This is a genomic window from Noviherbaspirillum suwonense (assembly GCF_900182955.1).
GTDB classification, from domain to species: Bacteria; Pseudomonadota; Gammaproteobacteria; order Burkholderiales; family Burkholderiaceae_D; genus Noviherbaspirillum_A; species Noviherbaspirillum_A suwonense.
Window position 1 is genome coordinate 287632 of the sequence record NZ_FXUL01000004.1, and the last position, 19803, is coordinate 307434.

Here is a 19803-nt window from a genome sequence, read left to right on the forward strand (position 1 = left end):
ACGTCCATCGCCATCGTCCCGTCCATGCAGAAACCTGCCCGCCTGCCGCGCCTCTACCTGCTGTCATGCCTGTTCCTGGCATGGCTGCTGTGCGCGCCTGCGGGCGCGGCGGTGACCCTGAACAATGCGATCGCCAACCAGGCGCAGGCAAGCTTCATCGAAGCGGCGTCCAGCAAGAACGCGACCCTGAACTCGAACAAGGTCAGGGTCGTGCCGCCGACCACGATCCGCTATTACCGCGACGACCAGTTCAGCAACGAAGCGCTGGCGTCGCGCATAGGCAGGCAGCTGTTCGTGCAGGCCAGCGCCGAGGCATGCAATGCCGACGAGACGGCGAATGAGCAGGTGCGCATCAGCATCGCGTCGAAACTCACCGGCGACATGGAGTGGTTCGACGCGAGCGAGACCGGCCCGGACACCGGGCTGTTCCGGATTCCGCGCCAGGTCATGACGATGGACGGCGGCGTGCAGCCGGTGCCGGGCGACGGCATCCTGCAGGTGCTGAAGAATGACACGCTGATGGCGCGCATCGAGAACTGCGGCAGCGCCGCCGTGTCGATGCTGCTGATCGACCCCTCGGGCATCGTCTTCGACAGCCGCAGCGACGAGCCGGTCGCCGGCGCCACCGTCGCCATCATCGACGCCAGCGGCGAAGGCAATGGCGGCAATGCCGGCGGCCCGGCGAAGGTGTTCAGCAATGACGGCGCGCCCGCGCCCGACACGGTCACCACCGGTGCCGACGGCCGCTTCGAGTTTCCGCAGGTCGGGGCGGGCCGCTACCGGCTGGTGGTCACGCCGCCGCCCAGCTACGACTTCGCGTCGAAGCTGGCGCCGGCCGCGCTGCCGGCGACCCGGACGATCCACCTGTACGGTTCCTATGGCGGCGAATTCCCGGTCAACGCCAGCACCGGCGCGGTCGTGCTCGACGTGCCGCTGGACTTCGACAGCAGCGGCCTGCTGCTGGAGAAGTCCGCTTCCCGCCAGGTCGTGGAGATCGCCGACTTCCTCGACTATGCGCTGAACGTGCGCAACAGCGGCAGGGGCGACCTGGTGCAGGTCGTGGTGCGCGACCGGCTGCCGGCCGGCTTCAAGTTCGAGCCGGGAAGCCTGCGGGTGCGCGGCGCCAGGGCGCCCGACCCGGTCCAGACGGCCAGCGGCGAACTGGCGCTGCCGGTCGGCGAGCTGCCCGTCAACGCGGTGGCGGCCATCAGCTTCCGCGTCCGGGTCGGCCCCGGCGCGCTGCAGGGCGACGGCATCAGCCGCGGCCAGGCAGGCAGCGGCCGGCCCCTGCCGAAGACAAGCAACGTGGCGACCGCGCGGGTCAAGGTGCAGGCCGGCGTGTTCAGCACCAAGGGCTATGTGATCGGCTCGGTCTACCAGGACTGCAATGGCAGCATGCTGCGCGAGGCCGGGGAAATTGGCATACCCGGCGTGCGCATCCTGATGGAAGACGGCACGTCGGTCGTCACCGACATCGACGGCAGGTACAGCTTCAGCGAGGTGGCGGCGCGCACCCACGTGCTGCGGCTCGACGGCGCGACCCTGCCGCCCGGCGCGCGGATCGCCGACGCGGACCGCAGCCGTTTCGCCGACCTGAAGAACGGCGAGCTGTACAAGGCGGAATTCGCCGTCGCCGGCTGCGACGCGGCAACCGGCAAGGACATCGAAAGCCGCCGCGCGCAACTCGTTAGGGCCGGCGCGGCGGCCATCGCGCCGGGCGGCGCGGCCGCGGCCGCTGCGCCGATCCCGGCCGCAGCCGCGGCGCCGGCCGCAGCGGCTGACATCGATGTCGGCGCGCTGGACAACACGCTGGACTTCGTCGGCCTGCAGGACGGCGCGGTGCTGGGCCAGGCGCAGACGCCGGTGCGGGTCAAGGGCGCGACCGGTTCGCGCCTGGCGCTGAGCGTGAACGGCGGCGCGGTGCCCGACAAGCGCATCGGGCGCAAGCTCGCGGCGCCGGACCGCCAGGTCGAACTGTGGGAATACATCGGCGTCGACCTCAAACCCGGTCCCAACGTGCTGGAGGTGACGCAGCATGACGGCTTCGGCAATCCGCGCGGCGCCAGGCGCATCACCGTCACCGTCGCGGCCGGCGCCGCGGTCATCGAGCTGGCGGCGACCCAGGCCGCGGTGCCGGCCGACGGCAAGTCCATGGCCGGCATCCGGGTGCGCCTGTCCGACGCGAACGGCGTGCGGGTCACCGCGCCCACGCCGCTGACGCTGGAATCCAGCCGCGGCGCCTGGCAGGCGGTCGACCTCGACCCGCGCGAGCCGGGCGTGCAGGCCATGCTCGACGGAGGCGAAGCCGACTTCCTGCTGCAGGCGCCGAAGGAGGAGGGCGAAGCCGTGGTGCGCGTGCGCAGCGACGGCGCGAGCCGGGAGATCAGGGTGCATTTCGTGCCGGACATGCAGCCGCTGATTGCCGCCGGCCTGATCGAGGGCGCGATCAATGTCCGCCACTTCCGGCGCGACGCGCTGGCGCCGGCACGGGCCGAGGACGGTTTCGAGGACGAACTGCGGCAGGTGTCGCGTTCGCTGGGCGGCAATGCCGGCGCGGCGGCGCGCGCGGCGATGTTCATCAAGGGCAAGATCCGCGGCGACTACCTGCTGACGCTGGGCTATGAGTCGGAAAAGGCCCCGGACACCAAGCTGTTCCGCGACATCGACCCGAATGCGTTCTACCCGGTCTATGGCGACGGCGCGGTGCGCAGCTTCGATGCGCAGTCGACCGGCAAGCTCTACGTGCGCATCGCCCGCGACCGCTCGTGGCTGCTGTACGGCGACTTCACGCCGCCGCCGCCCACGCCCGCCCGCAACCTCGGCGCCTATCACCGCAGCCTGACCGGCGTGCGCGAGCATTACGAGACCGACAGCGTCAGCATCGACGCCTATGCCAGCCGGGCCAGCGCGCGCCAGGCGATCGACGAGTTCCCGGCCATCGGCGTGTCCGGCCCGTTCCAGATCAGGCAGCGGCCCATGCTCGCCAACAGCGAGCGCGTCGAGATCGTGGTGCGCGACCGCAACCAGCCGGCGCTGGTGCTGGGCACGACGCCGCTGGCCCGCCTGCAGGATTACGAGATCGATCCGGTCGGCGGCACGCTGCTGCTGCGCGCGCCGGTCGCCAGCCTGGATCCGAACCTCAATCCGGTGTCGATCCGTGTCACCTACGAAGTCGACCAGGGCGGCGCGCAGTTCTGGGTCGCCGGCGTGAACGCGCAGGCCAGGGTAAGCGAGCGCATCGAGGTCGGCGGCAGCTACGCGACCGACCGCAATCCGCAGGACCCGGCCACGCTCAGGAGCGCGAATGCGACGGTGCGCCTGGCCGAGCAGACCACCCTGATCGCCGAGGTCGCCCGGAGCGACAAGGCCAGCCTGGGAACGGGCCGGGCCGCGCGGGTCGACGTCCAGCATGTCGATGGCAGGCTCGAGGCGCGCGTGCATGCGGGCCGCGCCGACAGCCAGTTCGACAACCTGTCGGCCAGCCTGGGCCGCGGCCGCACCGAGGCTGGTGCGCGGGTGGCCTACCGGGTCGACGATGCGACCAGGCTGGTCGGCGAAGCGATCCATTCGGCCGACGCCGCCAGCGGCGCCGCGCGCGACGGCGTGCTGGCGGGCACGGTGACGCGTTTCGCCAACGGCGTGCAGCTCGAAGCCGGCGTGCGCCATGCGACCGAAACTGCGCCGGCCAATGTCACGCTGCCGGACACGACCACCAACAGCGTGCGGGCCAAGGTGACGGCGCCGGCGCCGCTGCCGTCTCTGGCCGGCGCCACCGTGTTCGTCGAAGCGGAGCAGGATGTCGCGCATGCCGACCGCAAGACCGTCGCCGTCGGCGGCGACGTGCCGCTGGCGCAGGGCGGCCGGCTCTATGCACGGCATGAACTGATCTCCAGCCTGGGCTCGAACTACGCGCTCAACGACAGCCAGCAGCGCAATGCGACCGTCGTCGGGCTGGAAGCCGGCGCGATCGAGGATGGCCGGGTCTTCTCCGAATACCGGGCGCGCAACGATTTCGGCGGGCCGCTGGCGGAAGCGGCCATCGGGCTGCGCAAGCTGTGGCGGGTGGACGAGGGCGTGGCCGTGTCGGGCAGCTTCGAGCGCGTGCAGACGCTCGAAGGCGAGAGCCACAACGGCGGCATCGCGCTGACCGCGGCGCTGGAGCTGACCACCAATCCGAACTGGAAGGCGACCGCGCGCGCCGAGGTGCGGCGCTCGGACGCCAGCGAAGGCGTGCTGACGACCGCCGGCATTGCCGCCCGGCTCAGCCACACGCTGACCTTCCTCGGCAAGGGCACGGTCTCGTTCCAGCATGGCCGGCAGGGCGGCGGCATCCGCACCGACGCGCTGCTGCAAACCGGCCTGGCCTACCGGGCGCTCGAATCGCTGGGCCTGAACGCGCTTGCCAAGTACGAATACCGGCTCGAGCGCGACACCAGCTTCGCCAACGTGCGGCGGGCGGTGCATATCATTGCCGCCAACCTGAATTACCAGGCCGACCGCGACACGGTCTACACCGTGCGTTATGCCGGCAAGCGGGTGCATGACCAGTCGGCCGGCATTGCCAGCCAGGCCAGCGCGCACTTGCTGGGCGGCCGCATCGGCAGAAACCTGGGCGGCCGCTGGGACGGCAGCCTGCTGGCGCAGATGCTCACCAGCGGCGACTTCGGCAGCCGCCAGGCCGGCGCCGGCGTCGAGGCGGGCTACCGGCTGCGGGACGACCTGTGGATGGCGGCCGGCTACAACTTCGCGGGCTTCACCGACCGCGACCTGTCGGCGAACAATTACACCAGCCGGGGCGTCTACCTGCGCATGCGCTACCAGTTCGACGAGCGCGCGCTGCCGGACGCACTCGCGGCGGACGCGGGGATGCACTGATGCGCAGCCTCCGCGCCTTGTTCACCTGCCGCAGCCTGCGCAGCCTCCTGGCCGTGCTGGCCTGCCTGCTCTGGTGGCAGCCTGCCTGGAGCTGCACCACCGGCGCATGCGTGACCGTGGGGCCGCGCCTGGCCAGCGTGGACATCGCCAAAAGCGCACTGCTCAATGCGCTCTACGGCAACCTGCTCGGCGGCAACCTGTCGCTGAGCGTCGCCGACTGGAACGCGCTGGCGCAGGGGGACGTGGGCCTGCTCGGCTTCCTGAACGCGCTGCAGGCGCGCACCGCGGTCGGCACGCCGGACCAGGCGCTGGCGGCCAATGCCACCCTGGCGCAGCTGGCCGCGGCGCTGCAGGCAAGCGCGCAGGCCGACGCCAACGTCGCGCTGGCGAATGCCTATGCGTCGCTGGCGTCGCAGCTGGCTTTTGCCGGCGGCACGATACGCATGGCCGACCTGCTGCAGCTGAGCGTCCCGGCGGCGTCGCTTGCCGGCGCACGGCTCAATGCGCTGGACCTGCTGGCCGGGCAGCTGCAGCTGTTCAACCATCGCAACCTGCTGACCACGCCGGCGCCCGTCGGCGTGTCGGCCAGCGCGCTCGGGCTGGGCGGCGTGCTCAACGGCATACAGCTGTACTCGCAGGTGATCGAGCCGCCGGTGATGGTGTGCGGGCCGAGCGGCACGCAATTCCACTCCGCCGCCATCCGCATCAAGCTCAAGCTCGACCTGGTCGCGCTGTCGCCGTCGACCGGGCTGCTGACCGCCATTCCCGGCGTGCTGGGCGCCTCGGTGCGCATCGCCAACCTCGATGTTTACGCCAGCGTGGCCCGCGCCGAGGGCGCCATCGACGGCATCGACGCGATCGGCAGGCTGGTCACGGTCAGGGCCACGCCCGGCGTGGCCGACCTCTACCTTGGTACATTCAGCGACAGCGTGTTCTTCAACCGGAGCCGGACGCTGAATGCCGCGATCGACCTGGGCTACGGCAACATCGGCACCGTCAACATCAACGGCGCCGTCGTCGCGCTGGAGGCGCGCAGCGCCGTCATCGGCCAGGCGCCGCTGGGCGGCAGCGCCAGCTTTACCGGCCCGTTCCCGCAGAGCCGCACCTTCGGCAGCAGTTCCGCCGTTTTGGCCAGCGCGCTTTCCAGCCTGGTGTCGAACCTCGACATCCGGATGACGCCGTCGCTGGGCCTGCTCAACGCGGTGGTGTTGCCGGTGCTGAAGACCGTGGTCGCCGGCGCCTTGTCGCCGGTGTTGTCGAACGTGCTCTCCGGCGTGCTCGACCCGGTGCTGAAGCTGCTCGGCATCGGCATCGGCGAGGCGGTCGTCACCGTCAACGGGATTGCGCAAAGCTGCACGGTGTCGGGCACCGTCTACAACGACGCCAACCGCAACGGCCGCTTCGATGCGGGCGAGAGCGGCACGAGGCAGGCGCTGTGGGCCAAGCTGGTCGCGGGCAACGCGGTCAGCGCCGTCGTCAGCGTCGACCCGAACACCGGGGCGTACAGTTTCCCCAGCGTGCCTATGGGCAGCTACAGCCTGCTGCTCGATGTCGCCAGCGGCGCCGGCACCGCGCCGGCCGGCCCGCCCGGATGGGCCGGCACCGAAGCGCCGACGCTGCTGCGGACGGTCACGATTTCCACTGCGGACCTGGGCAGCCAGAACTTCGGGCTGTTTGGCGACAATACCGAGTTCACGCTGGTCAAGACGGTCGACAAGACGACTGCGGCGCCGGGCGAAGTGCTGACCTATACGCTGAATTTCAAGAACAATGGGGCGGCCGGCGTCAATAATTTGAAGATCGAGGACAGCGTGCCGGCCTATACCGCCTTCCTCGACGCCGGCTGCGGCGCGATGCCGGCTGGCGTCAGCAGCTGCGCCGTCTCGGCCAGGCCGGACGCCAGGCAGGCGGGCCTGGTCCAGTGGACGATCAATGGCATGCTCGGCGCGGGCGCCGGCGGCACAGTCATATTGCGCGTGACGGTGAATTAGGAATCGATTAAATACCTTTCTCTCCTTCCGGATTATTACCAAATGTTAACTTCATCGAAAAACGGGACTAAGGTAAGATCTTTTCCTGGAATTCAATATTCTTGGAGTGATCATGTTGAAAGCGTCCACTCCTTCCGATGAAGCCGAGCGGCTGGAATCTCTCAGAAACCTTTCCATTCTCGATACGCCGCCGGAAGAACGGTTTGACCGCATTACCCGCCTGCTGGCGCATTTTTTCCAGATGCCCATTGCCGCGGTCAGCCTGATCGATTCGGACCGCGTCTGGTTAAAATCGAGGGTCGGCACGCATTTCGTGAACATCCCGCGCGAGAATTCATTTTGCGGGCATGTCATCGCCTCCGGTGAAATGATCGTGGTAAGCGACGTATTGGAAGATGAACGTTTCGCCGATAATCCCTATGTGCGAAATGCCCCGCATATCCGTTCCTATTTCGGCGTTACATTAATGGGCCCTGGCGGCCATCCGGTTGGCGCCTTATGCATGGTCGACCAGAAACCCAGGCATTTATCCAGCGCGGACGCCAAGGCATTAATCAGCCTGGCCGCCATTGCCGGCAATGAATTGGCGGCCGTCGATCTCAATCGCGCGGTCGCGGAACAGTCCCGCCGCGAAAAATGGGTGCGAATGCTGCTGAATCATTTACCCAGTGGCGTGATCCTGCTGGATGAATGCCGTGTCGTCGAATCCTATAATCCGGCCGCCGAACAGCTGTTCGGCGCTTCGCTGTCCGGACTCGTCGGCGCCGACGCCGGCACCTTGACGACCGACGACCTGTCGCGGTTTTCGAGCATGGGAATCGGCGACGACGGCAGTTACACGCAGGAAGCCACCGGGCGGCGCACCGACGGCAGCCTGTTCCCGATGGAGGTGTCGGTGACGCCGACGCACCTGGGCGGCAAGAAAAAATATGCGGTGATGGTGCGCGACATGACGGCGAAAAAAGCCGAGGAAGCGCGGCGGCAGGTGGGCGAGGAACGCAGGCAGAAATACTATTCCAGCGCCGCGCATGAATTGCGTTCGCCGCTCGGCAGTTTGTCGGGATTCGCCAATATGCTGGCGAAACGGCAATTGCCGGAAGAAACGGTGCGCGAAATAGCCGGCATCATGAGCACCGAAACTGGCAGGCTGGTGAAACTCATCAATGAAATGCTCGATTTCGCCCGACTGGAAAATGGCGGCACCGACGATTTCGACATTCGCCTGCAGGCGCTGGCGCCCGTTATCGAAACGACCCTGCAATCGCTCGGCGGCATCGAAGGCATCACCCGGGTGGTTTGCACGATTGCGCCGGAAATGCCGGACGTCGCAATCGATGCGCGAAAAATGCAGCAGGCGCTGACCAATATTCTCGGCAATGCGATTAAATACTCGCCGGACGGCGGCAAAATAGACCTGATCGTGCAGACTGCAATGGCTGGAAATACCCGGGTCGCACAGATCGTGGTCAGGGATCGCGGCATCGGCATGACGCCGGCGCAGAAAGAGCGGATATTCGAGCCATTTTACCGGGCCCGGCAATTGGCTTCCGCCGAGGGCAATGGTCTTGGCATGGCAATTACCCAGGACCTGGTCAAATTGCAGCGCGGTTCGATCAGCGTCGAATCCGCCCTCGGGGAGGGCACCGAGATTACGATTTGCCTGCCATTGCAATGAATTGAACGTTAACTTCATTTGCTGGCTTATCGATTTTCCGGCTGCGAACCCGATTAATGTCGACGATATTGCATTAATCGATCCAGCGAATTAAAGATAAATGATGGCCGTTAAAACCGGCGGACGCCGCGGCGCCGCCGGCGTCCTCCTTTTGCCCGTGCGGCTGCAAGGCATCGCTTCGGCTCGTCGCCCCGGGTGCGGCGCTGCACCATCAAAACATCTTGACCAATTGTTATCTCGGTACGAATATCCGACAAACGGACAGCGTTGGTCCAGCCGCAGCACGAGGATGTCATTTTCCCAGGATGGAAAAAATGAGCTCGACCGATCCCGCAGTCAGCGCCAGCCCGCAGGCCGAACAGGTGTTCCGGCGCATGCGCATCGCGCCGGCCTACAAGGCGGTGTCGGCCGAGATCGAGCGCATCATCGTGTCGGGCGAACTGGAGCCCGGCGCGCCGCTGCCGACCGAACAGGAACTGGCGCAGCAGTTCGGCGTGAACCGCTCGACGCTGCGCGAAGCCATCCGCCAGGTCGAACAGGAAGGCTTGGTCGAGCGGAGGGAGGGGCGGCGCCTGTTCGTCGCGCTGCCCGGCCTGACCGACTTCGCGCCGCGGGCGATACGTTCGCTGGTGCTGCAGCAGGCGACATTCCACGAACTGTGGGAAGTCGCGGTGGTGCTGGAGCCGCTGGCGACGAGGCTGGCTGCGAAGGCGGCGCTGGACGATGACCTCGGCGCGCTGGACCGCAACCTGGCGCGCATGGAGGAACTGGCGTCCGGCGGCCCGGGCGACGCCAGCAATGCCGCCCTGATCGAACTCGACGTCGAATTCCATGCGATCGTGGCCCGCGCCAGCCGCAACCGCGCGCTGATGCTGGCGCGCGAGCCGGTCAGCCTGCTTTACAGCACCACGCTTTCCAAGATGCAGGTCGCCCTGCCGCAGATGCAGGTGCGCAATGCCGCGGCGCACCGCAAGATCCTCGACGCGCTGCGCGGCCGCGACGCCGACGGCGCTGAGCAGTGGATGCGCAAGCACATCATCGATTTCCAGCGCGGTTACGTGTTGGCACAACTGGACATGCATGTGCCGATATCGATAGCCGGATAAAAACCCCCTTGAAGGAGGAGACCATGAAAACAAAAAGCACGAGTCTGCAACCCGCGGCGAACCCGGCGAATTCCCGCCCGACACGGCTACGGGCGGTCGCATGCGCGGCGGCACTGACCGCGCTGGCCGCAATGGCGCCGGGACAGGCGCTGGCGCAGGAGACCTTCCGCATCGGCGTGGTCAGCTTCCTGTCCGGCCAGGCCGCGGAAAGCTTCGGCGTGCCCGCGGTCAATGGCGGCAAGGTGCTGATCGACGCCTTCAACAAGGGCGAGGCGCCGGCGCCGTACAACAAGGTCGGCTTCGGCGGCATGAAGATCGAGGCGGTGTATGTCGACGAGAACGGCGGCGCCACCAAGCAGGTGCAGGAACTGCGTAACCTGTACGACCGGGAGAAGGTCGACGCGGTGGTCGGCTATGTCGGCTCCGGCGACTGCCTGGCGGTCGCGCCGGTGGCCGAGGAAATGAAGCGCTTCCTGATCCTGTACGACTGCGGCACGCCCCGCATCTTCGAGGACGGCAAATACAATTACGTGTTCCGCACCGCGTCCCACGGCACGATGGACAACGTCGCGCTGGCGCGCTACCTGAAGCAGCGCAACGTCAAGGTCGGCACGATGAACCTGATCAACCAGGACTATGCGTGGGGCCAGGATTCGCGCAAGGACTTCGTGCTGGCGATGGAAAAGCTGTACCCGGACGCGAAGGTGCAGTCCGACCTGCTGCCCAAGTTCGGTTCGGGCCAGTACGGCACCGAGATCTCGCAGCTGATGAGCAAGCCGGCCGACCTGACGCATTCGAGCTTCTGGGGCGGCGACCTGCAGAGCTTCATCCTGCAGTCCGCGCCGCGCGGCCTGTTCAAGAAGTCGCAGGTGGTGCTGTCGGCCGCCGACCATGTGCTGCAGGGCCTGGGCGACAAGATGCCGGACGACGTGATCCTCGGCGCACGCGGCGCCTATGGCCTGATGGCGCCGAAGTCGGCGCTGAACGACTGGTGGTGGAGCATCTACCAGAAGGCGTACACGGTCTACCCGGTGCAGGCCCCGTACCGGATGGCGCAGGCGCTGCTGGGGCTAAAGCTGGCCGCCGAGAAGGCGATGGCCGCCAACGGCGGCAAGAAGCCGACGCCCGAACAGCTGGCGGCGGCGCTCGCGGGCTCGTCGTGGGATGCGCCCGGCGGCAAGATCCGCATGGCGCTGGGCGACGGCCACCAGGCGATCCAGGAAACCGCGATCGGCCGCACCAAGTATGACGCCGCGAAGAAGATGGTGACGCTGCAGGACATCCAGCGCTTCCCGGCCGAATGCGTGAATCCGCCGGCCAACATGAAGTCGGAAGACTGGATCAAGGCCAACTTCGCGGGCGCGAAATGTGACTAGCCGAACGGGCTGAAGTAACCCCGCAGCCCCGCAGCCCCGCAGCCCGGCGCAGGCCGGGCTGCGCTCATCCGCCATCCCGCACAGGAGAGCATTCATGAATCAGTTGGTCACTATCCTGATCGACGGCATTACCTACGCGTCCTGGCTGTTCATCGTCGCGCTGGGCCTGACCCTGGTGTTCGGTGTGCTGAAGATCCTCAATATCGCCCACGGCAGCTTCTATGCGGTGGGCGCCTATGCCGCGGCCAGTTTCGTCGGCTGGTTCGGCACCATGCAGTTCGCGCCGTCGTGGTCGCTGGTGGCGATGCTGCTGGCCGCGGTGGCGGTGGCGGTGCTGGTTGCGCCGCTGTGCGAGCGCGCGCTGCTGCGGCCCTTCTATGGCCGCGACGAGGTGCTGCTGGTGCTGGTCACCTATGCGCTGTTCCTGATACTCGAAGACGTGACCAAGCTGGTCTGGGGCGTCAACCCGTACTACGTGACCGACCCGTACGCGCTGTTCGGCAATGTCGAGGTCGGCGCGCAGTCCTATGTCGGCTACGACTTCATGCTGGTCGCCGTCGCGGTGGTGGTCGGCGTCGCCGTCTGGTGGGGCCTGAACCGGACGCGGCAGGGCAAGCTGGTGTTGGCCGTGATCCACAGCGAGGAAGTGGCGTCCAGCATGGGCGTGAACGTGTCCAAGGTCTACATGCTGGCCTTCGGCGTCGGCATCTTCCTGGCCGCGCTGGGCGGCGCGCTGACCGCGCCGATGATCTCGGTGCAGCCGGGCGTCAGCGTCGGCGTGATCATCGTGTCCTTCGCGGTGGTCATCATCGGCGGGCTGGGCAGCATACCGGGCGCGGCGATCGGCGCGCTCATCGTCGGGCTGGCGCGTTCGCTGGCGGTCCATACCGCGCCGGTGGCCGAGCTGTTCTCGGTCTATATCGTGATGGCGGTGGTGCTGATGTTCCGGCCGCAGGGCCTGTTCCAGCGCATACAGGCAAGGAAGATCTGACATGCATGCAAACGTGATCCATCCCGTCGCCGTGCGGCCGCCGCTGGCGGCCAGCCGCACGCCCCGCATCCTCGCCGCCGGCGTCGCGCTGACCGCGCTGATCGCGGTCGCAGGCGCTTTCCTGCCCAAGTGGCTGACCTTCCTGCTGACCATGGCCGCCTCGCATGGCCTGGTATCGCTGGGCATCATCATGCTGATGCGGTGCGGCGTCGTTTCATTCGGCCAGGGCATGGTGTTCGCGCTGGGCGGCTATACCGCGGCGCTGGCCTTCGGCAAGCTGGGGCTGACCGACGCGGTCGGCATGGCGCTGGCGGGCGGGCTGGTGGCCGCGCTGGTGGCGCTGCCGGTGGCAAGGCTGATCGCCGGCTACCGCGGCATCTTCTTCGCGATGCTGACGCTGGCGCTGTCGATGGTGCTGTACGGCGTGCTGGTCAAGACCGACGCGCTGGGCGGCTCCGACGGCTTCAACATGGGCCGGCCCACGCTGTTCGGGCAGGCGCTGCCCGACGCCAGCGCCGGCTACGTGCTCTTCGTCGTCACGATCGTGCTGTCCGGCCTGCTGGCGCTGGCCACGCGCATCTATTTCGACTCGACCCGCGGGCTGGTGTCGCTGGCGGTGCGCGAGAACGAGCTGCGGGTCGAGTATCTCGGCGGCTCGGTGCGCCAGGCGATGGCGACCAATTTCGTGCTCGCCGCCTTCGTCGGCGGCGTCGGCGGCGCGCTGACCGTGATGTCCCTCGGCCATATCGATCCGAACTTCAGCTACTGGACCAGCTCCGGCGAGTTCGTGTTCGTCGCCATTCTCGGCGGCTATCACAGCGTGCTCGCGGTGTTCATCGCGTCGACCGTGCTGGAAATCGTCCGCTCGTTTTCCAGCCTGTATTTTCCGAACACCTGGCAGCTCGCGCTCGGCATCTTCCTGCTGCTGACCATCCGCTTCCTGCCCGGCGGCATCGGCTCGCTGTGGGCCGGCGGCAAGATCAGGACGGGGCGGCCATGAGCGCGCAAGCGATGCAGCGCACGGGGCCGGTGCTCCAGGCCAGCGGACTGCAGAAGCGCTTCGGCTCGGTGGTCGCGGCCAGCGACATGTCGCTCGGCGTGGCCGACGGCGAACGGGTCAGCCTGATCGGCAGCAACGGCGCCGGCAAGACCACCTTCGTCAACATGATCACCGGCTACATCAAGCCGGACGAGGGCAGCATCATGCTGGACGGCCGCGACATCACGCGGCTGGACCCGCGCGCGATCACGCGGCTGGGCGTGGCCCGCTCGTTCCAGATACCGCAGCTCTACCTCGGCCTGACCGTGCTCGACAACATGCTGGTGGCGACCGCCTGCCACGGCCGCAGCCTGTCGTTCTGGCGGCCCGCGCACCGGGCCGAGGCCATCGACCGCGCCAGCGCCCTGCTGGAACGTTTCGGCCTTGCCGCGCACATGGCGCGGCCCGTGTCCGAGCTTCCGGGCGGCGTGCGCAAGCTGCTCGACATCGCGATGGCCCTGACCGAGCAGCCGCGTCTGCTGCTGCTCGACGAGCCGACCAGCGGCGTCAGCGTCGAGGAAAAGTTTCCGATGATGGACACGGTGATGCAGGCATTGCAGCAGGAAGCGATGACGGTGCTGTTCGTCGAGCATGACATGGACATCGTCGAACGCTATGCGAGCCGGGTGGTGGCCTTCTACAGCGGCCGCATCATCGCCGACGCCGCGCCGCAGGATGCGCTGCGAAACGACGAAGTGCGGCGCTATGTCACCGGCACATTGCGCTGAACAGGGGGAAGCATGCTGCAGGTATCTGGAATCAAGGTCGCAATCGACGCCGTGGAAATACTGCGCGGCTTTTCGCTGGACGTGCCGGCCGGGAAAATGGTCGGCCTGATCGGCCGCAACGGCGCCGGCAAGACCTCGCTGATGCGCTCCGTGATGGGCCATCTCGCGGTGCGCGGCGGCGCCATTTATTTCGACGGCCGCGACCTCGCCACGGTGCCGCGCCACCAACGCGCGGCGATGGGCATAGGCTACATGCCGGAAGACCGCGGGCTGGTGCCGGAACTCACCGTCGAGGAAAACATCCTGGTGCCGGTTTGGGCCTCGAAGACGCTGGATGAACGCCAGCGGCTGGACTTCGTCTACAGCGTGCTGCCCGAGATGAAGGAGATGCGCGAGCGGCGGGCGCTTCTGCTGTCCGGCGGCCAGCAGAAGCTGGTGGCGCTGGGACGCGCGCTGGCGGTGGGGACCCGGCTGCTGCTGCTCGACGAGCCGTTCGAGGGCGTCGCGCCGGCGCTGTCGCAGCGGCTGTCCGAAGTGATAGGGGGACTGCGCGGCGGCGAGCTGTCGGTGCTGATCTCGCAGTCCGATCTCAACCATTCGAGTTCGCTGCTCGATGCCGAAGTGGTCATCGAGCGCGGCGCCAATGCAAGCAGGGAGTAAGCGCATGACACAGCAGCACTGGGCTGCGTTCGACGTGCCGGCCATCCGCCACGAAGCCCATTTCAACGACCGCGTGGTGCGCTGCTTCGCCGAGCGCCCCGCGTCCTTCCATCAGATGTATGCCGACGCGCTGGCCGCGCATCCGGCGCGCCGCGCCATCGTGTTCGACGGCGCGGCGCTGACCTACCAGGCGCTCGACGCCGAGGTCGGCCGCATCGCCGCCGGGCTTGCCGCAGAGGGCATTGCGCAGGGCGACCGTGTCGTGCTGTTCATCGGCAACCGTCCAGCCTTCGTGTCCGTGCTGCTGGCCACGCAGCGGCTGGGCGCCATCGCGGTGCCGGTCGGCACCCGCGAGCAGCGTCCCGGGCTGGCCTACGTTCTGCGGCAGTGCGGCGCGAAGGCCATCGTGTTCGACGCGGCGCTGGCCGGCGTGCTGCCGGACGCGGCGGAGGCGCAAGGGCTGGCGGTTCGCATCTGCGTCGACGGCGACGGCGCGGGCACGCTGGGCGCGCTCGGGCTCGGGCTGCCGCCGCTGCAGGCCGCGGACGCGGCTGCCGTTCGCGAGGAGGACACCGCGGTGCTGCTCTACACCTCGGGCACCACCGGCAACCCGAAGGGCGCGATGCTGAGCCATTTCAACATCGTCCATTCGGCCATCCATTACCAGGCCTGCTTCGGCCTCGATGAGAACGACTGCGCCGGCCTCGCGGTGCCGGCCAGCCACGTGACCGGGCTGATCGCCGTCATCGCCGCGATGCTGCGCGTGGGCGGCGCGATGCTGGTGTTCGCCGAGTTTCGCGCCGACCAGTTCGTCGCCGTCGCGGCCCGCGAGCGCATGACCTACACGCTGATGGTGCCGGCCATGTACAACCTGTGCCTGATGCGCGGCGGGATGGAGGCGCACGACCTGTCGGCCTGGCGCATCGGCGGCTTCGGCGGCGCGCCGATGCCGCCGTCGACCGTCGAGGCAATGGCGCAGCAGCTGCCCGGACTGACGCTGGTCAATGCCTACGGCGCGACCGAGACCACGTCGCCGGCAACCGCCGTGCCGCCGGGCGCGATCGTCGAAGGCAACGACTCGGTCGGCGTGGCGCTGCCGTGCGCGTCGGTGATCGCGGTCGATGACGACGGCGTCGAGGTCGCGCCCGGCGTCACCGGCGAGCTGTGGATAGGCGGGCCGATGGTGGTGCGCGGCTACTGGGACAATCCGGAAGCGACCGCGCAGGGCTTCACGGCCGGCTACTGGCATTCGGGCGACATCGGCTCCATCGACGCGCAGGGCTTCGTGCGCATCTTCGACCGCAAGAAGGACATGCTCAACCGCGGCGGCTACAAGATCTATTCGGCCGAGGTCGAAAACGTGCTGATGGCGCTGCCCGGCGTGCTGGAGGCGGCCGTGGTCGGCCGGCCATGCCCGGTGCTGGGGGAAAGGGTGCATGCCTTCCTCTATGCGCCCGGCGGCGGGCTGGATGCTGCAGCGGTCAGGCAGCATTGCGCAACGCGGCTGGCGGATTACAAGGTGCCCGAGGAAGTCACGCTGATGGACGCGCCCCTGCCGCGCAACGCGAATGGCAAGCTGATGAAGAGGACGCTGCGGGAGCAGGCGTCGGCCGGCGGGGCAGGGAAGTGATACCCATCCCAAGCCATGGCGTACCGGACGGGACCGATGGTCCCGATTCGTCTGCGTGGCCCGCAGGCTCGCAGGCCCCTAGGGTGTAATGCGCTTGCGCTTATTACACCCTACGGCGTTCCATGGCGGGTGTTGAGCCGGATTGGCATGACGCATCCGCCTGGCCGAGCGGTGTCCTCCAAGGGAAACCCGCGTTCCTGTCCTATGCCGCGCCGACCTTTTTCGATGGCTGCGCCCGCAACGCCCGGGCTCAGCGCATCTGCGGCTGCAGTGCAATGACCGCCATGCCCGCGAGCGCGAGTCCGGCCCCGGCCAGGTCCCACCGGCTGAGCGGCAAGCCGTCGACGAAGCGGAGCCAGAGCAGCGCGACGACGATGTACATGCCGCCATAGGCCGCATAGGTGCGCCCGGCGGCCGCGGGATGCAGCGTCAGCAGCCACGCGAACAGTCCCAGCGAGGCCATCGCCGGCAGCAGCAGCCATGCCGGCTTACCCTGTTTCAGCACCAGCCACGGCAGATAGCAGCCGACGATTTCCGCCAGCGCGGTGACGGCGAAAAGCGCCGCCAGCTTGATCAATTGCAGCATCGACGCTCCGGGGTTCTACGAAGGCAACACACGGGGTACAGGACGTCCGATGGATTCGGCATCGTCGTATTTATGCCTCTGGATAAGATTGACGGCAATTAAAGCTTTAGCTTTTAATAACAAAAACACTGGCTCGCCGTTATTCTACTGAATTGGCAATGTCGAGGCGCAATTCTCACGGAGTGGTAAATGGATAAAGCAACATTAGCTGGCATGTCAATGCCATTGCAGAAAAAAACAGCGGTGTACTGGCTGGTTTCCGTGCTGATGCTCCTGGTGATCTATAAAAGATTAATGCCCCTTGAATCGGGCGACATGCAGAGTTTTCTGTACCCCTGGTTTTCCGCGATCCTGGCGGGAGGCTACGCCGCAATGGCCGGGGATTATGCCAATTATTCCCCGCCTTATCTGTATCTGCTCGGCCTGGCCTCGCTCTTTTCGCCGCTTGCCTCGCCGATCGTCCTGATCAAATCGGTCAGCATAGTATTCACTTTTGCAGGCGCCGCCGTATTCGGCCTGATCGTCATGGAGGTGAGCCGCAACAGGAATCTCGCCCTGACCTCGGCCTGTTTTTTCCCCCTTATTCCGAGCGTGGCTGTCAATGCCGCCTGGTGGGGGCAGTGCGATGTCATTTACACGACATTCCTGCTGGCCGCATTCTGGGCAAGCATCAGGCGTGCGCCGTTGCAGGTAGTCATTTTCTTTGGCATTGCATTTTCATTCAAGGCGCAGGCTATCTTTTTCACGCCTTATCTGCTTTACCTGGTGCTGAAAAAGGAATTGCCGTGGCGGTATCTGCTGCTCATTCCCGTTATCTACGCTTGCATGATGCTGCCGGCGTGGCTGGCTGGTCGGCCCGCAGCCGAACTGGCATCGATTTACGTCAACCAGGGTGGTTACTACAAGTCGCTTGCGATGAACGCGCCGAATCCATGGGCAATCATCGAGAAATACCATTTAATGCCGTATGCCGCGGGCGTCTTGCTGGGCGCGGCGGCGACGGTGGCCGCCTCCCTGTTTTTGGTGCGCAAAAGCTTGCTGTCTAAATATGACGAGGTGACCGTCAAATTATGGCTGGTTACAATGTCGACTTTGGCCAGTCCCTATCTCCTGCCAAAAATGCACGACCGGTATTTTTTTCCAGCGGACGTGTTCACCGTTTTGCTTTGCGTGATTTTCCCGCGATATCGGATAGCCGCCATTTCAATGCAAATTGCATCGGTCCTGGTTGCGCTGGCTTTCCTGAAAACGCCCGATGCGCGCTCGTCCCTTTCGGTGGTCGCCAGCGTTTTTTCAAGCATCGCATTGTTCTGGCTGCTGTTCAAACCGCCGGTTTCCATGAGATCGGAAGCAGCCCGTTAAGATCGCCGCCGGATTGGATTTATCCGGCCTGCTCAACCTTCAATGCGAAGGGCGTGGCGACCTAGTTGGACTGTGCACCGCCAGAAAGAGCACAGTTCTCGTAGACTTTCCACGGCGCGCTGTCGATCACGACCTTGGGTATGCAGGGCGCAGTCCTGAACAATTGGCCCGCATCGTGTTTGCCCCGGACGAAGAAATAGCGATAGCTCGCGCCCTGGTGTTTTTTCCAGTCGAACGAGCCCGGGACCCATTCAAAACCGAGCGAAACGGCAGGGCCGGCGCCTGGACGGTAGCGGACCACCTGCGGTGTAAACCAGGCAAAGTTGAAATCGGTCAGGCCCTTGTTTTCGGCCTGGTACCAGGCAGTGTAATGGACATAGGGGACGTAATTCTCGGCAGCCTGGCTGCTTGGGTCGAAAATCAGGCCCAGTGCGCGATGCCCGAATGCCAGTTGCCGTACCTTGGCGTCGAATTCCTTCGTTTCCTGGCTGAAGCGCCATACCCGTAGAGAAGTTAATCCCAGCACATAACTGCACGCGAGGACCAGTATCGTCAGCGACAGCGCAGGCCAGATGCCTTTTCTCTGAAATGCCGTCTCTTTTCCCGGTTCTCCTGAAGTGAATAACCATGCGTAGACCGGCAGCAGGAAGAGCGAATAACGCGAATACAGCAGCGCCGTATTGTCGGCGGTGTTGGGCAATCCGAAGAAGAGGGTAGCGACGCACACAAAGGGCGCCCATGCCGCCGGATGGCGCCAGTTCAGGCGCAAACCGAGAAGAAATGGCGCAATGAAAATAGCCAGGACAACCGGGATGAACGAGCGGTCCGTCCCTATTTTCATTTGGGAGGAAAAGGGAAACAGCGCGGCTTCCCTCATCCTGCCGAGCATGCTTGTTCCGTAATCGAAAGCCACCGGGCTTTGAATGAGGGTCGCATCGATCTGCTTGCCGCTTTCATAAAAGATATAGCCGGCAAGCAGCAGGATCGCATAAGGGAGGTAGCGGGTAAGCGCTTTCCATTGGCGCATGCGCAAGGTGAGCAGGGCCAGTCCGGTGCCCCAGCCGAGCACGAAAGTCATGCCGTGACTGATCAGCAGCAACAGTCCGATGGCGATAACGACGGCGCCGCGACGAATTGTCGGGCGGGACGCATACCTTTCCGCCTGCAGGATAAAGTACAGGCCGATTGGCGCCGCAAGCAGGAAGGTGTACAGGCCCCAGGAATAACAGAACCCGAAAAAAGTAGGGATGAAGATCCAGTCGAGGCGTGAATCGGCGCTGACGCGTTTGCGGTACCGGATGCAGACGGCCACGAAAAGAATATAGGCGAGCGACAGCAGCAATTTCATCGCTGTGACGATGGGCATCAGAAATGACAGCAATGTGGCCAGCCCATAGCCGATCAGGTAAGGCGTGACCAGGTTTATCTGCAGTTGGCCAGACCAGGGCGATTTTCCAGTCAACAGATCTTTCAGCAAGCTGATCTGCGCGGCATGCTGTGGAAAGTCGACCATCGGCGGATGCGGAGCGATCCAGAAAATCATTGCGCCCCATGCTACAAAGAAGAAGAGCAATAAACGGGCTTTTATATCGATTTTCTGTTCCATCGAGCGGTAATTCCTTTTTCTAATAGCTTTCATGTTATCAACGAATTGCTGCAGCGAATTGGGCGTAGCTAAGAATGCAGGCTGCTCGCCGGAAACAGGCGCAGCTTTGAAACTGTTCTCAAACAATGCCTGCCTGCGAGCAGTCCGCAACCGCATTTCTTGTGTTCGCCTGCGTACA

13 protein-coding genes are annotated in these 19803 nt (G+C 65.7%); 11 read left to right on the forward strand and 2 right to left on the reverse strand.

The features are described from left to right. Positions 1 to 24: 24 nt before the first annotated feature. From QOL82_RS08610 to QOL82_RS08655, 10 genes are all read left to right on the forward strand, one after another. Positions 25 to 4875: a carboxypeptidase regulatory-like domain-containing protein gene (locus QOL82_RS08610; protein WP_283441839.1), complete on the forward strand. Its 4851-nt coding sequence runs from the start codon at positions 25 to 27 to the stop codon at positions 4873 to 4875. Then, positions 4875 to 6866 carry a hypothetical protein gene (locus tag QOL82_RS08615; protein ID WP_283441840.1) on the forward strand — a complete coding sequence of 664 codons (1992 nt, stop codon included), beginning with the start codon at positions 4875 to 4877 and terminating at the stop codon, positions 6864 to 6866. Before QOL82_RS08610 ends, QOL82_RS08615 begins: the two co-directional genes overlap by 1 nt. A 112-nt stretch (positions 6867 to 6978) precedes the next feature. After that, positions 6979 to 8541, forward strand: coding sequence for an ATP-binding protein (locus tag QOL82_RS08620; RefSeq protein ID WP_283441841.1), 1563 nt, complete (start codon positions 6979 to 6981; stop codon positions 8539 to 8541). 314 nt (positions 8542 to 8855) lie between these two features. Continuing rightward, complete coding sequence (locus QOL82_RS08625) at positions 8856 to 9647, forward strand: FadR/GntR family transcriptional regulator (RefSeq protein WP_283441842.1); 792 nt, start codon at positions 8856 to 8858, stop codon at positions 9645 to 9647. Between the two features lie 23 nt (positions 9648 to 9670). Then, entirely contained in the window at positions 9671 to 11023 is a 1353-nt protein-coding gene (locus QOL82_RS08630; protein ID WP_283441843.1) for an ABC transporter substrate-binding protein, read from the forward strand. Positions 11024 to 11117: 94 nt separating this feature from the next. After that, positions 11118 to 12014 (forward strand): branched-chain amino acid ABC transporter permease, encoded by an 897-nt coding sequence (locus QOL82_RS08635; protein ID WP_283441844.1) that lies wholly within the window; start codon positions 11118 to 11120, stop codon positions 12012 to 12014. 1 nt (position 12015) lies between these two features. Further along, positions 12016 to 13014, forward strand: a complete 999-nt coding sequence (locus QOL82_RS08640) for a branched-chain amino acid ABC transporter permease (protein WP_283441845.1) — start codon at positions 12016 to 12018, stop codon at positions 13012 to 13014. Next, entirely contained in the window at positions 13011 to 13781 is a 771-nt protein-coding gene (locus tag QOL82_RS08645; RefSeq protein ID WP_283441846.1) for an ABC transporter ATP-binding protein, read from the forward strand. Before QOL82_RS08640 ends, QOL82_RS08645 begins: the two co-directional genes overlap by 4 nt. Positions 13782 to 13793: 12 nt before the next feature. After that, positions 13794 to 14441, forward strand: a complete 648-nt coding sequence (locus QOL82_RS08650) for an ATP-binding cassette domain-containing protein (protein ID WP_283441847.1) — start codon at positions 13794 to 13796, stop codon at positions 14439 to 14441. A gap of 4 nt (positions 14442 to 14445) precedes the next feature. Next, the gene (locus tag QOL82_RS08655) at positions 14446 to 16071 is read left to right on the forward strand and encodes a class I adenylate-forming enzyme family protein (protein WP_283441848.1); all 1626 of its coding nucleotides are present in this window, start codon (positions 14446 to 14448) and stop codon (positions 16069 to 16071) included. A gap of 250 nt (positions 16072 to 16321) precedes the next feature. On the opposite strand, the gene QOL82_RS08660 is transcribed toward QOL82_RS08655, so the two are convergent. Then, a complete protein-coding gene (locus tag QOL82_RS08660) occupies positions 16322 to 16657 on the reverse strand; it encodes a YnfA family protein (protein WP_283441849.1) in 336 nt (111 codons plus the stop codon). A 189-nt stretch (positions 16658 to 16846) separates the two neighbouring features. On the opposite strand from QOL82_RS08660, the gene QOL82_RS08665 reads away from it, so the two are divergent. Beyond that, positions 16847 to 18019 (forward strand): hypothetical protein, encoded by a 1173-nt coding sequence (locus tag QOL82_RS08665; RefSeq protein WP_283441850.1) that lies wholly within the window; start codon positions 16847 to 16849, stop codon positions 18017 to 18019. A 61-nt stretch (positions 18020 to 18080) separates the two neighbouring features. On the opposite strand, the gene QOL82_RS08670 is transcribed toward QOL82_RS08665, so the two are convergent. Then, positions 18081 to 19625 (reverse strand): glycosyltransferase family protein, encoded by a 1545-nt coding sequence (locus QOL82_RS08670; protein WP_283441851.1) that lies wholly within the window; start codon positions 19623 to 19625, stop codon positions 18081 to 18083. Between the last annotated feature and the right edge of the window lie 178 nt (positions 19626 to 19803).